The sequence below is a fragment of the Streptomyces sp. NRRL F-6676 genome, assembly GCF_000725625.1.
Taxonomy (GTDB): domain Bacteria; phylum Actinomycetota; class Actinomycetes; order Streptomycetales; family Streptomycetaceae; genus Streptomyces.
In genome coordinates, this window is sequence record NZ_KL647084.1 from 241,261 (window position 1) to 253,897 (window position 12,637).

General features: G+C 72.0%; 12 protein-coding genes. 2 read left to right on the plus strand and 10 right to left on the minus strand.

All coding sequences use genetic code 11. The features are described 5' to 3' along the window. Nucleotides 1-10: 10 nt before the first annotated feature. From IO29_RS34005 to IO29_RS34025, 6 genes are all read right to left on the minus strand, one after another. Complete coding sequence (locus IO29_RS34005) at nucleotides 11-1,345, minus strand: alpha-glucosidase/alpha-galactosidase (RefSeq protein WP_030379506.1); 1,335 nt, start codon at nucleotides 1,343-1,345, stop codon at nucleotides 11-13. Then, nucleotides 1,345-1,482, minus strand: a complete 138-nt coding sequence (locus IO29_RS38760; RefSeq protein WP_158709314.1) for a hypothetical protein — start codon at nucleotides 1,480-1,482, stop codon at nucleotides 1,345-1,347. The genes IO29_RS34005 and IO29_RS38760 overlap by 1 nt, the downstream gene beginning before the upstream one ends. Further along, nucleotides 1,479-2,384 carry a carbohydrate ABC transporter permease gene (locus IO29_RS34010; RefSeq protein ID WP_030379507.1) on the minus strand — a complete coding sequence of 302 codons (906 nt, stop codon included), beginning with the start codon at nucleotides 2,382-2,384 and terminating at the stop codon, nucleotides 1,479-1,481. The genes IO29_RS38760 and IO29_RS34010 overlap by 4 nt, the downstream gene beginning before the upstream one ends. Continuing rightward, a complete protein-coding gene (locus IO29_RS34015; RefSeq protein ID WP_030379508.1) occupies nucleotides 2,381-3,391 on the minus strand; it encodes a carbohydrate ABC transporter permease in 1,011 nt (336 codons plus the stop codon). Before IO29_RS34015 ends, IO29_RS34010 begins: the two co-directional genes overlap by 4 nt. Nucleotides 3,392-3,401: 10 nt before the next feature. Further along, nucleotides 3,402-4,742 carry an ABC transporter substrate-binding protein gene (locus IO29_RS34020; RefSeq protein WP_030379509.1) on the minus strand — a complete coding sequence of 447 codons (1,341 nt, stop codon included), beginning with the start codon at nucleotides 4,740-4,742 and terminating at the stop codon, nucleotides 3,402-3,404. Between the two features lie 209 nt (nucleotides 4,743-4,951). Then, nucleotides 4,952-5,770 (minus strand): endo alpha-1,4 polygalactosaminidase, encoded by an 819-nt coding sequence (locus IO29_RS34025; RefSeq protein ID WP_030379510.1) that lies wholly within the window; start codon nucleotides 5,768-5,770, stop codon nucleotides 4,952-4,954. A 322-nt stretch (nucleotides 5,771-6,092) separates the two neighbouring features. Between IO29_RS34025 and IO29_RS34030 the strand changes: the two genes are divergently transcribed. Then, a complete protein-coding gene (locus tag IO29_RS34030; RefSeq protein WP_033225193.1) occupies nucleotides 6,093-6,866 on the plus strand; it encodes a DeoR/GlpR family DNA-binding transcription regulator in 774 nt (257 codons plus the stop codon). A 21-nt stretch (nucleotides 6,867-6,887) separates the two neighbouring features. On the opposite strand, the gene IO29_RS34035 is transcribed toward IO29_RS34030, so the two are convergent. Further along, the gene (locus IO29_RS34035) at nucleotides 6,888-8,540 is read right to left on the minus strand and encodes an MDR family MFS transporter (protein ID WP_234307498.1); all 1,653 of its coding nucleotides are present in this window, start codon (nucleotides 8,538-8,540) and stop codon (nucleotides 6,888-6,890) included. 160 nt (nucleotides 8,541-8,700) lie between these two features. After that, a complete protein-coding gene (locus tag IO29_RS34040) occupies nucleotides 8,701-9,366 on the minus strand; it encodes a TetR/AcrR family transcriptional regulator (protein WP_030379513.1) in 666 nt (221 codons plus the stop codon). A 178-nt stretch (nucleotides 9,367-9,544) separates the two neighbouring features. On the opposite strand from IO29_RS34040, the gene IO29_RS34045 reads away from it, so the two are divergent. Continuing rightward, a complete protein-coding gene (locus IO29_RS34045) occupies nucleotides 9,545-10,318 on the plus strand; it encodes a DUF4328 domain-containing protein (RefSeq protein ID WP_078618253.1) in 774 nt (257 codons plus the stop codon). 70 nt (nucleotides 10,319-10,388) lie between these two features. Here the strand turns inward: IO29_RS34045 and gap are convergent, their stop codons facing one another. Then, nucleotides 10,389-11,387, minus strand: a complete 999-nt coding sequence (gene gap, locus IO29_RS34050) for a type I glyceraldehyde-3-phosphate dehydrogenase (protein ID WP_030379515.1) — start codon at nucleotides 11,385-11,387, stop codon at nucleotides 10,389-10,391. 205 nt (nucleotides 11,388-11,592) lie between these two features. Next, nucleotides 11,593-12,549 (minus strand): GlxA family transcriptional regulator, encoded by a 957-nt coding sequence (locus IO29_RS34055; RefSeq protein WP_030379516.1) that lies wholly within the window; start codon nucleotides 12,547-12,549, stop codon nucleotides 11,593-11,595. Nucleotides 12,550-12,637 lie beyond the last annotated feature (88 nt).

The following is a 12,637-nucleotide window of genomic DNA, read 5'->3' on the forward strand; positions in this document are numbered from 1 at the left end:
AGCCGCGTCCTCAGTGGCCGAGCGTCGCGCGCAGCGAGGGCTGCAACAGATCGGCGTGGGCCCGGACCATGTCGTCGCACAGGTCCCAGATGCGCTCCACGGGCAGCGTGGCCGCGGTCGCCGGGTCGGTCATGGCGGCCTGGCGGATCGAGCGCGGGTCGTCCTCCAGGGCGGCCCGCACCACCAGGTCGTTCATGCTCAGGTACGTACGGTTCAGCGCGGCGCACTGGGCGGGCAGCGCCCCCACCCGCGTCGGCTGGACACCCCCGCCGTCCACCAGGCAGGGCACCTCGACGGTCCCGGAGGCGGGCAGGTTGTCGATCAGCCCCCGGTTCGGGACATTGCCGTACACCGTGCGCGGGGTGCCCGTGGTGATGCTGTGGATGATCTGCGGGGCGTACTCCATGGTGCCCTCTACGGTGAGCGGTTCACCCTTGGCGAGGGCCTCGCGGGTCTGCTCGTAGGCGGCCACGTTCTCGTCGACGATGCCCAGGTAGGCGCCGACCGGCAGCCGCAGCCGCTCGATCTCGCTGTCGTGGTGCAGATACCAGGGCACGTACTCCGAGGAGTGCTCGCTGGTCTCGGTCGGGTAGTAGCCGAGCCGCCGGTACATGTCCACGCGTACCCGGCGCCGCAGCTGGGGGTCCTCGGCGATCAGCGCGTCCAGGCGCGGGTACAGGTCCGCGCCCCGGTGCTCCAGACGCAGCAGCCACGCCTGGTGGTTGACGCCGGCCGCCCGGTAGGTGACCTCGTCGTAGGGGACGCCGAGCAGGTCGGAGAGGTCGCGGACGGTCCAGTACACCGAGTGGCACAGCCCCACGACACGTGTCAGCCCGGTGGCCTGGGCGAGGTACTGGATGTTCATCGTCATCGGGTTGGTGTAGTTGAGCAGCCAGGCGTCGGGGCACACCTCGGCGATGTCCTCGGCGAGCGACTTCAGCAGCGGGAAGGTGCGCAGCGCGCGGAAGATGCCGCCGATGCCGAGGGTGTCGCCGATGGTCTGGCGCAGCCCGTAGCGGGCCGGGATCTCGAAGTCGGTACGGGTGGACTCCCGCATGCCGACCTGGACGATGTTGATGACGAAGTCCGCGTCGGTGAGCGCCGCGCGCCGCTCGGCGTGGGCGGTGATCCGGGGCCGGGGGCCGTCGCCGTCCCGCCCGGTGCGCTCGTCCGCGATGAACTGGGCGGCGCCGCGCGCGGTGTCGAGCCGTTCGGGGTCGATGTCGTGCAGGGCGATGTGCGCGCCGCGCAGCTCGGGGAAGGCCAGCAGGTCGGCCAGGAGCCCCTGCGTGAACACGACGCTGCCCGCGCCGATGAAGGCGATCTTGGGGGTGGTGAGGGACATCAGAGTTCTTCTCCGTAGCGGGCGCCGCCGGAGCGCGCCCCGTTCCGAGTGGTTCCGGCGGCGGGATCGATGCCGCCGGAGAAGGGCAGGTCGTAGGGGTGCGGCAGGCCGGGGAGCCGTCGCTCGCGCGGGCTCATCCCTTCAGGCCGCTGGAGGTGATGGACTGGATGAAGGTCTTCTGCGCGGCGAGGAAGGCGAGCAGTACCGGAAGCACGGTGAGCACATTGCCCGCCATGACCGCGGACCAGTGGGTGTGGTGCTGCCCCTGGAAGGTCGTCAGACCGAGCTGCAACGTGTACTGGGTGTCGTGGTTGATGGCGATGAGCGGCCAGCTCAGGTCGTTCCAGGTGGTGAGGAACGTCAGCACCGCCACCGTGCTCAGGGCCGGCCGGGACAGCGGCAGCACGATCCGGAACAGCACCCGCAGCCGCGAGCAGCCGTCGAGCCAGGCCGCCTCCTCCAGTTCCCTGGGCAGCGACAGGAAGAACTGCCGCAGCAGGAACACGGCGAACGGCGTCACCAGCGAGGGCACGATCAGCGCGCCCAGGGTGTCGATCAGGCCCAGCCGCTTCATCACCAGGAAGGTGGGGATCATGGTGAGCTGGAACGGGATCGCCATGGTGGCCAGCATCAGCCCGAGCAGCAGCCGGGAGCCCGCGAACCGCATCCGGGCGAACGCGTAACCGCCCAGCGCCCCGAGGAGCAGATTGGACACCACCGCGGTCACCGACACGATCAGCGAGTTGGCGAACCAGCGCGGGAACATGGCGTTGCCGATGACGTACCGGTAGCCGTCCAGATGGATGCCGGAGGGCCACAGGGCGGGCGGGAAGCGGTTGATCTCCGCGTCGCTCATCACCGAGCTGAGCGCCAGCCAGACCAGCGGCACGGCGAACAGCAGGCACAGCGGTGCGAGGAGCAGGTGCCAGGCGCTGAACGGCAGCCGCCCGCGGCGCCGGCCGGGGCCGCCGTCCGCCGGGACCCCCTGCGGGGCGGGCGGGGCGGAGGACAGGGAGGGGGCGGAGGACGTGGCCGTCATCGGGTGGCTCCTTCGATGCCGCGGCCGGTGCGTGCCCGCAGCGCCCGGACCAGCCGGGGCAGCACGCCGAGGACGATCAGGACGAGCGCCAGGGTGTAGGCGGCCGCGGCGCCGTAACCGGCGGTGAAGTTCTTGAAGGCCTGCTCCCAGATGAAGTAGACGATGACCGAGGTGGAGCCCAGCGGCCCGCCCTTCGTCGTCACGTACACCAGGTCGAAGACCTGCAAGGCGTTGATGGTCTGCCACAGCAGCAGGAAGACCAGGACCGGGGTGATCGCGGGGAGGGTGACATGGCGCAGCAGATGGCGGCGTCCGGCACCGTCGAGGCGGGCCGCCTCGACCAGCGAGGGCGGCACGTCCTGGAGGGCGGCCAGGAGCACCACCACGCAGAAGCCGGTGCCGCTCCACAGCGAGATCGCGATGAGCGCGTACAGCGCCTGCCCGGGGTCGGTCAGAAAGCCCTGGGGCGAGATGCCGATCTTGTGCAGCACGGAGTTGGCCGCGCCGAACTCGGGGTCGAGGATGAAGGAGAACAGCACGCCCTGCGCGGTGGCCGAGACCACGAACGGCACGAAGACGAGGGTGCGGTACAGGCCCACCAGCCGGATCCGCCGGTTCAGCGCGAGGGCGAGGAACAGACCGAGACCGATGGAGAGCGGCACGTACAGCACCGTGTAGAGCAGGGTGCTGCGGACCGCGTCGGCGAAGTGCGGGTCCTGCGCGAGTGCGCGGTAGTTGTCCAGACCGACCCAGCGACTGGGGGTCACCAGGTCGTCGGCCTGGAACGACAGCAGCAGCGACCAGACCACCGGGACGACGCTGAGCCCGAGGATGACCAGGACCGAGGGCGAGATGAACGCCCACGCGGTGGCGGTCTCCTGGCGCCTGCGGCGCCGTACCGAGCCGGAGCCGGCGGGTGCGCCGGTGCGCGGGGCGTCCGGGTCCGTGCGGTTTCCCTGCTCCTTGCCGTGGTCCGCGAGGGTGAGGGGAGTGGGTAGACGGGGCATGGTGGTCCTCTCAACGCGGGATGAGCAGGGCGGCGTTGGCTTCGTCCGCGCAGGTGCGCAGCGCCTTGGCCGGGGAACTGCGGCCGAGGAGTACGGCGACGATCGCCTGGCCGAGCGCCTGGGAGATCTGCGGGTAGGCCGGGTGCACCGGGCGGGCCCGGGCCGAGTCGAGGGCCGAGGTGAAGACGTGCAGTCCCCCGACCTTCTTCTCCCGGTCCTGCCAGGCGGGCAGCGCCTCGGTGGAGCGGGTCAGCGGGAGGCTGCCGGCGTCGATGTCCCACCGCACGTCCTGCGCGGGCTCGGACAGCCAGGTGACGAACGTGCGGGCCGCCTCGACCCGGGCCGGGCCGTTGTCGAAGACGGTCCAGGTGTCGGGCCCCGAGATGGTCACCGGCTTGCCGCTGTACGTGGGCAGCGGCACCACGTGGTAGTCGATCTTCGCCTGGCGGACGTCGGGCAGCTGCCAGGGGCCGGTGGGCACCATGCCCATCCGGCCGGAGGCGAAGACCTGGTACATCTGCTCGCTGCCGGGCTTGGGGTCGATGTACACGCTCTTGTCGCGGGCGAGCGCGGCGACCGTCTCCAGGGCCCTGACCCCGGTGTCGGCGAAGCCGATGTGCTTGCCGTCCTCGGCGACGACGTCGCCGCCCAGGTCCCAGATCATCGGCCACAGCCGCCAGACGGTGTCCTCGTCGCCGACGCCGGGCCAGCCGGTGCCGAAGACACCGCGCCCCTTGTCGGTGAGCTTGCGGGCGGTGTCGACGAAGTCGTCCCAGCTCCAGCCCGCCTCGGGCAGTTCCAGGCCGGCGTCGCGGAACAGCTTCTTGTTGCACACCACCGCGAGCGCGTCGAGCAGCGCGGGCGCGGCCCGTACCTGTCCGTTGAGGGTGATGGCCGCGCGGGCCGGGGCCCAGAAGCTCTTCCACGGCACGGGGCCGTCGTGCAAGGTGTCGGTGAGGTCCACCACCGAGGGGCTGCGGGCGACGCTCGCCAGGTCGGAGCCGAAGATGTAGGCCACGTCGGGGAAGGAGCCGGCGGCGAGGGCCGCGGTGATCTTCTGGAGCATGGCGTCGGACAGCACACCGCCGCCGGCGTCGACCCGGATTTTGGGGTGGGTGCGGTTGAACTCCGCCACCAGCTTCTCGATCGCGGCCCGCCCGGTGTCCGACTGCCCGTGCCACAGCTCGACGGTGACCCGGCCGTCGGCGCCGACCCCGTCGTCCGTGCCCGCCCCGCAGCCGGCCAGGGCGGCGCCGGCGGCGGTGCCGAGCGCGAGCCCGCCGCCCCGGCGCAGGAGCGTACGGCGGGACGGGCCGGCGTGGCTGCCGGACGGACGGTGTGGTGCGGCCATGGGTGCTCCCGGGGAGGTGCGGAACGGGTGGATGTCACGGGCGTCGTACGGGCGTCGTACAGGTGTCACGGACGCTTCGGGACGGGCGGGACATCGCGGAAGGAGATACCGGCACGGCGGCGGTGTGGGGGTACTGCGCGGTGCGGGGCGAACAGGGGCGGAGCGGGCGGCGGTGCGCCCCCGAGGGCGCCCGCCGCGGGACGGGTCCGTCAGCAGGTCTCGCGGACGTAGCCGTCGCTGCCGGGGGCGGAGACGTCCACGTCGCGCAGGACGATGCTCAGCCGGTCGCCGAACTGGGAGCACGCCTTCTTGAGGTTGGCCTTCTTGTACTCGATGACGACGACGTGGTCGTCGTACGCGTCGGCGTAGTCACCGCACTCGTTCCACTCCGCGCACTCCTCGGCGACGGCGAAGTCCGTGCCCATCTCCTTGTGCGCGGAGGCGAGCTCGGCGGTGTTCTTCTGCCCGATCGCCAGCCCCTTGTCGTGCGCGTGGGCGGAGAGCAGCTTGATGAACGCCTTGGCGTTGGACTCGCTGAGCAGGTCCGTACGGTCGAAGGTGTCCAGGTTGTCCGGCTCGACGGCGTCGAAGCCCTTGTCGGCGCAGGAGTCGATCCAGGAGTCGACGCGGTCGGCGATCCGCTGCCGCTTGTCGGCGGTGCGGATGTCGAGCATCGCCTCGCCCCAGTCCTCGTCGTACACCACCTTGCCGCTGCCGTCCCGCAGCAGCAGGTCGCCCCACTCGTCCTCGGTCCCCGGCTGGGCCTGGAACGCGTTGACGTAGCAGATGTTGTACAGGCCCTTGGCCGGAGAGGCGGTGTGGTCGCGGGAGACCACCTTCACCCCGGCGGGCGGGGTGTAGGGCTCGCCGATCTGGTAGTCGAAGTTCGCGTGCACCGGGGGCAGGGAGACGGACGCGGTGGTGGAGGCGTCCGCCGTGGTGCAGGCGAGCAGCGGACAGAGGGCGGCCGCGGCGGCCGCCCCGACGAGGGCGCGCCTGCGGGACCGTAGGTGAGAGGTGTGGGGCATCTCTGCGCTCCAGAGGATGGGGGGTACGTCCCCGCCTCGGACCCCGGCTCCGCGCGGAAGTCCTGGCGACTCAGTCCGGACTTACGGCGCGGGGCCGTGCTACCGGCTGGGCGTACCTCTGACGCCGGGTGCTCGACCCAGGGCGTTGCATGGAGTAAAGCGAGCAGCTTTCGCCATGTCAACAGATCGAACATGCGCACTTTGCGCACATGGTCATGGCGGTGCGCACATGGCGGCGGGTGCCCGGGCCGGTGCGATCCGTGGTCGTGGCTGGAAGAAAGGTGGATGTCCGGTCGGCGTGGGTCGGTCTATGCTTCCTCGCATGCTGAAGACCGAGCGTCATGCGCGCATACTTGAGCATGTTTCCGCGCGTGGGGCCATGGATGTCACCGAGCTGTCCCGGCTGCTCAAGGTCTCGGGAGCCACCATCCGGCGCGATCTGCAACAGCTCAGCCGGCAGAACCTGCTGCGCCGGACGCACGGGGGAGCGGTACTGGGCGGTGCGGCGCTGCGCGGTGCCGGGCCCGAACTCCCGGTCCCGCACCGCAGCGGGCACCGCCGCGCGGAGAAGCAGGCCATCGCGCGGGCCGCGGCCGAACTGGTCCCGGAGGGCGCGGTCGTCGGGATGACCGGCGGCACCACCGTCACCGAGATCGCGCGGGTACTGGCCGCGCGCGGCCGGGTCACCATCGTCACCAACGCGGTCAACATCGCCGCCGAGATGGTGCCGCACAAGGGCGTCACGCTGGTCGTCGTGGGCGGCTCCGCCCGTACCGAGAGCTATGAACTCGTCGGCCCCATCGCGGAGAAGACGCTCGCCGACCACCACACCGACGTCACCTTCCTCGGTGTGGACGGCATCGGCGCGGCCCACGGCTGCACGACCCACGACCAGTTGGAGGCGGCGACCGACCGGGCGTTCCTCGCCAGCAGCGACCGTACGGTCGTGGTGGCGGACCACTCGAAGATCGGCCGGGTCACCTTCGCCAAGATCTGCCCGCTGCGGGACATCGACCGCCTCGTCACCGACGCCGCCGCGCCCGCGGCCGTCCTCGCGGACATCGGCGACGCGGGCGTGGCGGTGACGGTGGTGTGAGGGCGGGAGGGTGAGACGGCGTCAGGCGCGCTGCCCCGTGGGGTCCGGGTCGCTCTCGGGGCGGGCCGGGGCGGGGGCGTCGGTGGTCCGCTGCCGGGGGAGTTCGATGGCGGCCTGCGCCGGGGCGTCGGCGTCGGCCTCCGCGGGAGCCGTCGCGGACTCCTCGGCGAGGCGTTCCATCCCGCTCGTGGTCTTCAGCGGCTTCTCCTTGAGGAAGACGACGGTGACGAGCGCGAGCAGCGCGCAGGGCGTGGCGAACAGGAACAGATCGGCCGTGGCCACCCCGTAGGCGTGCTCGACGATGGAGCGCAGGGGGGCCGGCAGGGTGTGCATGTCCGGCACACCGCCGCCGCCCGCGCTCCCGCCCGTCGGGGTGATGCCCGCCTCGCGCAGCCCCTTGGCCGTCTCGGTGGCCACCCGGTTGGCGAGGATCGCGCCGAGGACACTGGTGCCGATCGTGCCGCCCATGCTGCGGAAGAACGACAACACCGAGGTCGCCGCGCCGAGTTCGGCGGCGGGCACGTCGTTCTGGGCGGCCAGCACCAGGTTCTGCATCAGCATGCCGACACCGATGCCGAGCACCGCCATGAACAGGCTGAGCAGGGCGAAGGAGGTGTCCGCGCCGATGGTCGAGAGCAGCCCCAGACCGACGGTCATGGCGACGGCTCCCGCCACCAGGTAACGCTTCCACTTCCCGGTCCGGCTGATCACCTGACCGGCCACCGTGGACGACACCAGCAGACCGAGGATCATCGGCAGGCTCATCAGCCCCGCCACCGTGGGCGACTTGCCGAGCGAGACCTGGAAGTACTGCGAGAGGAACACGGTGCCGCCGAACATGGCGACACCCACCAAAAGACTGGCCACGGTGGTCAGCGCGACCGTGCGGTTGCGGAAGATGCCCAGCGGGATGACGGGTTCCGCGGTGCGGGACTCCACGAACACCGCGACGGCCAGCAGGACGACACCGCCGCCGGTGAGCGCGGCGGTCTGCCAGGACGCCCAGTCGAACTGGTTGCCCGCGAGCGACACCCAGATCAGCAGCGCGCACACGCCCGCCACGATCAGGAACGCGCCCAGGAAGTCGATCTTCACCTCGCGCTTGGCCGTGGGCAGGTGCAGGGTGCGCTGGAGCAGCGCGATGGCCAGCAGCGCGAACGGCACGCCGATGAAGAAGCACCAGCGCCAGCCCAGCCACGAGGTGTCCACCAGCACACCGCCGACCAGCGGCCCGGCCACCGTGCCCACCGCGAAGACGGCACCGAAGACGCCCGCGTACTTGCCCAGCCGGCGCGGCGGGATGACGGAGGCCATGACCACCTGGGCCAGCGCCGTCAGACCGCCCGCGCCGATGCCCTGGACGACCCGGCTGACGATGAGCAGCCCCACGCCGTGCGAGAAGCCCGCGAGCAGCGAGCCGACGACGAACATGCTCAGCGACAGCTGTAGCAGCAGCTTCTTGTTGTAGAGGTCCGACAGCTTGCCCCACAGGGGCACGGTCGCGGTCATCGCCAGCAGCTCCGCCGTGACGACCCAGGTGTAGGAGGACTGGCTCGCGCCCAGGTCCGCGATGATGGTGGGCAGGGCGTTGGACACCACGGTGCCCGCCAGGATGGCGACGAACATGCCCGCCATCAGGCCGGACATGGCCTGGAGTATCTGGCGGTTCGTCATGGAGGCCGGGGACGCCTGATCGGGCGCCGGTGGTGCGGTCACGGTTTCTCTTTCGACAGGGATCGACGGGGCCCGCGGGGGCCGACGGCGATCACGGGTGAACTCGGAGGGGTACGGAGGGGGCGGCGGGGGAGGGCCGGCCTCGCGCGGCCGCCGGGGGTTACCGCCGCGGTGCCGGGAGGCCCGCCGCGAGCAGCGTGAAGACCTGCTGGAACACCTCGGCGAACGAGGCCCCGTCGCGGCGGGAGCACCAGTGCTCCACACCGACCCGGACCGCCGTGTGCGCCACGGCCGCCAGCAGCCGCGGATACAGCTCCAGCGCCGCACGCCGCGCCTCGTCGGTGGGCGAGCCGGTGGCGGCCGAGCCGGTGGCGGCGGAGCCGATCCGTGCGGCCACCGCCTCCGCCAGTGCCGTCTCGTCGGCCATGTGGGCCCCGAGGCTGCGCACCAGCAGATGCGGTGCGGAGCGCAGCACCTCGGCGTGCAGCCACCACAGCTCGTGTTCCTGCTCGGCCTCCGCCAGTTCGGCCGCCAGCGCGTCGCGCAGCGCCTCCAGCGGGGAGAGCGCGGCGGGCGCCGCGAGCAGCGCGGCGCGCACCCGGGTGCTGGCCTCGGTGTCGATGACCACGAACGCGTCGTCGCGCGAGTCGAAGTAGTTGAAGAACGTCCGCACGGAGACCCCGGCCGCCGCGCTGATCGCCTCGACGGTCACCTTGTCCACCCCGTGCTCGGCGGCGAGACGGATCGCGGCCTCGGCCAGCGCGGCACGGGTGGCCCGCTTCTTCCGCTCGCGCAGTCCGCCCTCGGCGGCGCCCTTCTCCGACATGCTTGCATGGTATGCAAAAGTGCAGACTCTGCAAAATCCGCCCCGGCGGGAAAGGTCCGCGCCGGTGAGGCCGCTATTGACATGGACGAGACGTGTCCGACCGGCATATCGTTCACCGGCCGCGTGATCATCCGCGAGCCCGTTTCTTCCGTTCTCGTCCGTGGGGGGCGCCGCCGTCATGTCCGCATCCAGTGAGCCGCAGCAGAGACCGGCGGGACCGCCCGCGGAACCGGGGGAGCGGGCGCGGAGCGCGGCATCCGTGCCGCGGGCGGTGCCGGGCCGGGCGTCCTCCGTGCTGCTCGCCGTGGCCGTCGCGGGCCTCGCCCTCGTCGCCGTCACCGACCTGGTGAGCATCTTCGCCGGGATACGGCTGCGGGGCGTGGTGGACGGGGACACCGGTTTCCTCACGGCGTCGCAGCGGGAACTGGACGACGCCGCCGGCTTCTACGACGCGGTCGCCCGGTACCAGGTCATCGCGTATCTGCCCTGTGCGATCGCCTTCGTCACCTGGTTCTTCCACCTGCGCCGCCTGACCGGCCCGCTGGCCCCCGACCGGTTCCGGCACGGGACCGGGTGGGCCGTCGCGGCCTGGTTCATCCCGTTCGCCAACATCTGGCTGCCCCACCGCGTCGCCGCCGACATGTGGCGGGCCGCCACCCCGCTGCCGACCGGGGAGACGCCGTACCGCGAACGCCTGTGGCCGGTGCACCTGTGGTGGGCCCTGTTCGCGTTCGGCATCCTCTTCAACCGGGTGGCCGGGACCAAGTACGACGATGCCGAGCTGCTGACGGACATCCGGTCCGCCGTGACGCAGTACATGGTCGCCGACGCGCTCAACATCGCCGCCGCGGCCGCCGCGGTGCACTTCGCGGTGCGGCTGACCCGGATGCAGCGCCGCAAGGCGGCCGAGGGCCCCTACCTCGCCTCGCCGTTCACCGGCGCACCGCTCTGAGACGTGCCGCGGCGCGCAGGGACCGGCCGCCCCCGAGGGCGACCGGTCCCTGTGTTGCCGTACGGTCCGCTCAGCCGGCGGCGAGCAGTTGCAGCGTGTCGATCACGCGGTGGGAGAAGCCCCACTCGTTGTCGTACCAGGCGACCACCTTGATGTGCCGGCCGTCGACCCGGGTGAGCGCCGAGTCGAAGACGGCGGAGGCCGGATTGCCGGTGATGTCGGCGGAGACCAGCGGGTCCTCCGAGTACTCGAGGATCCCGGCGAGCGGCCCGTCGGCCGCGGTCCGGTAGGCCGCGAGGACCTCGTCACGGGTGACGTCACGGGCGACGGTGGTGTTGAGCTCGACGATCGAGCCCACCGGCACGGGCACGCGGATCGAGTCGCCCGACAGCTTGCCGTCGAGGTTCGGCAGCACCAGGCCGATCGCCTTGGCCGCGCCCGTGGTGGTCGGCACGATGTTCACCCCGGCGGCGCGGGCCCGGCGGGCGTCGCGGTGCGGGCCGTCCTGGAGGTTCTGCTCCTGCGTGTAGGCGTGCACGGTGGTCATGAACCCGTGCTCGATACCGGCGAGTTCGTCGAGGACGGAGGCCAGCGGCGCGAGCGCGTTGGTGGTGCACGAGGCGTTGGAGACGACGGTGTGCGCCGCCGCGTCGTAGGCCTCGGTGTTGACGCCGTACGCGAGCGTCACGTCGGCGCCCGCCGAGGGGGCGCTGACGAGCACCTTGCGCGCACCGGCGGTGAGGTGGACGCGGGCCGCCTCGGCCGAGGTGAAGCGGCCGGTGGCCTCCAGCACCAGGTCGACGTCCAGTGCGGACCAGGGCAGCTTCGCCGGCTCCCGCTCGGCGAGCACCTTGATGCGCCGGCCGTCCACCACGAGCGTGTCCCCGTCGACGCTCACCGGACGGCCGAGCCGGCCCGCGGTGGTGTCGAAGGCGAGCAGCCGCGCGAGCGTGGCGGGCTCGGTCAGGTCGTTGACGGCGACGACCTCCAGGTCGCCGCCGCGCTCCAGCAGGGCGCGCAGCACATTGCGCCCGATGCGGCCGAATCCGTTGATGGCGATGCGAGTCATGAGTGTCAGGTCCTCTCCGTGGTTCGCCACCAGACTCGCGCGCCCCGGGGGCGCGGGACAGCGGCACGATCGCCACGGTCCGCAAGGATCGTGCCAGCCGTCAGCCGTCAGCCGTCAGCCGTCAGCCGTCAGCCGTCAGCCGTCAGCCGTCAGCCGTCAGCCGTCAGCCGTCAGCCGTCAGCCGCCGGCGCACGGGGCGCGCGGTCTACTCGCCCTTCGCGAACGTCCGCCGGTACTCACTCGGCGTGGTGCCGAGGATCCGCTGGAAGTGCAGCCGCAGATTGGCCCCGGTGCCCAGGCCGACGTCACCGGCGATCTGCTCGATGCTGCGCTGCGAGCGTTCCAGCAGTTCACGCGCCACGTCGACGCGGGCCCGCATGACCCACTGCATCGGCGTGTACCCGGTGTCCTCGGCGAACCGCCGCGAGAACGTCCGCGGCGACACCTCCGCGTGCCGGGCCAGCGCCCGCAGGGTGAGGGGCTCGTCCAGCCGGCGCAGCGCCCACTCCCGGGTCGCGGCGAACCGCTCGCCCAGCGGCTCCGGCACACTGCGCGGCACGTACTGCGCCTGCCCGCCGCTGCGGTAGGGCGCCGCGACCAGCCGCCGGGCGGCATGGTTCGACGCGGCCACCCCGAGGTCGCCGCGGAGCAGATGCAGACACAGGTCGATGCCGGAGGCGGCCCCGGCGGAGGTGAGCACACTGCCCTCGTCGACGAAGAGCACGTTCTCGTCGACCCGCACGGCCGGGTGCTTCGCCGCGAGCGCGCGGGTGTAGTGCCAGTGCGTGGTGGCGCGCCGGCCGTCCAGCAGTCCGGTGGCGGCGAGCGCGAAGGCGCCGGTGGAGATCGCGGCGAGCCGCGCGCCCCGGTCGTGCGCGGCCACCAGCGCCTCGACGACGGCGGGCGGCGGCTCCTCCCGGTCCGGGAACCGGTATCCGGGCACGAACACGATCTCGGCCCAGGCGAGCGCGTCGAGCCCGTGCGCCACGTGGTACGACAGTCCGTCACCCCCGGCCACGAGCCCGGGCGCCGCGCCGCACACACGTACCTCGTACGGCATGCTCGCGCGGGTCGTGAACACCTGCGCCGGAATCCCGACGTCGAGCGGCTTCGCCCCTTCGAGCACGAGCACGGCGACGCGGTGGAGAGGGGGAACGGACACGGGAACAGATTACGGTGGCTGATCAGGGGCGCGGGGCCCTGTCAATGTGCGGCCGTGCCGCGCGTGCGCGTCTTTCGGGGGTCCGGGG

Bases quoted from the DNA above. Each gene is read 5' to 3' on its own strand.
- IO29_RS38760 (WP_158709314.1), bottom strand. From the start codon at position 1,482: ATGAGCCCGCGCGAGCGACGGCTCCCCGGCCTGCCGCACCCCTACGAC.
- IO29_RS34030 (WP_033225193.1), top strand. From the start codon at position 6,093: ATGCTGAAGACCGAGCGTCATGCGCGCATACTTGAGCATGTTTCCGCG.
- IO29_RS34005 (WP_030379506.1), bottom strand. From the start codon at position 1,345: ATGTCCCTCACCACCCCCAAGATCGCCTTCATCGGCGCGGGCAGCGTC.
- IO29_RS34010 (WP_030379507.1), bottom strand. From the start codon at position 2,384: ATGACGGCCACGTCCTCCGCCCCCTCCCTGTCCTCCGCCCCGCCCGCC.
- IO29_RS34040 (WP_030379513.1), bottom strand. From the start codon at position 9,366: ATGTCGGAGAAGGGCGCCGCCGAGGGCGGACTGCGCGAGCGGAAGAAG.
- IO29_RS34020 (WP_030379509.1), bottom strand. From the start codon at position 4,742: ATGGCCGCACCACACCGTCCGTCCGGCAGCCACGCCGGCCCGTCCCGC.
- IO29_RS34015 (WP_030379508.1), bottom strand. From the start codon at position 3,391: ATGCCCCGTCTACCCACTCCCCTCACCCTCGCGGACCACGGCAAGGAG.
- IO29_RS34035 (WP_234307498.1), bottom strand. From the start codon at position 8,540: ATGACGAACCGCCAGATACTCCAGGCCATGTCCGGCCTGATGGCGGGC.
- IO29_RS34045 (WP_078618253.1), top strand. From the start codon at position 9,545: ATGTCCGCATCCAGTGAGCCGCAGCAGAGACCGGCGGGACCGCCCGCG.
- gap (WP_030379515.1), bottom strand. From the start codon at position 11,387: ATGACTCGCATCGCCATCAACGGATTCGGCCGCATCGGGCGCAATGTG.
- IO29_RS34025 (WP_030379510.1), bottom strand. From the start codon at position 5,770: ATGCCCCACACCTCTCACCTACGGTCCCGCAGGCGCGCCCTCGTCGGG.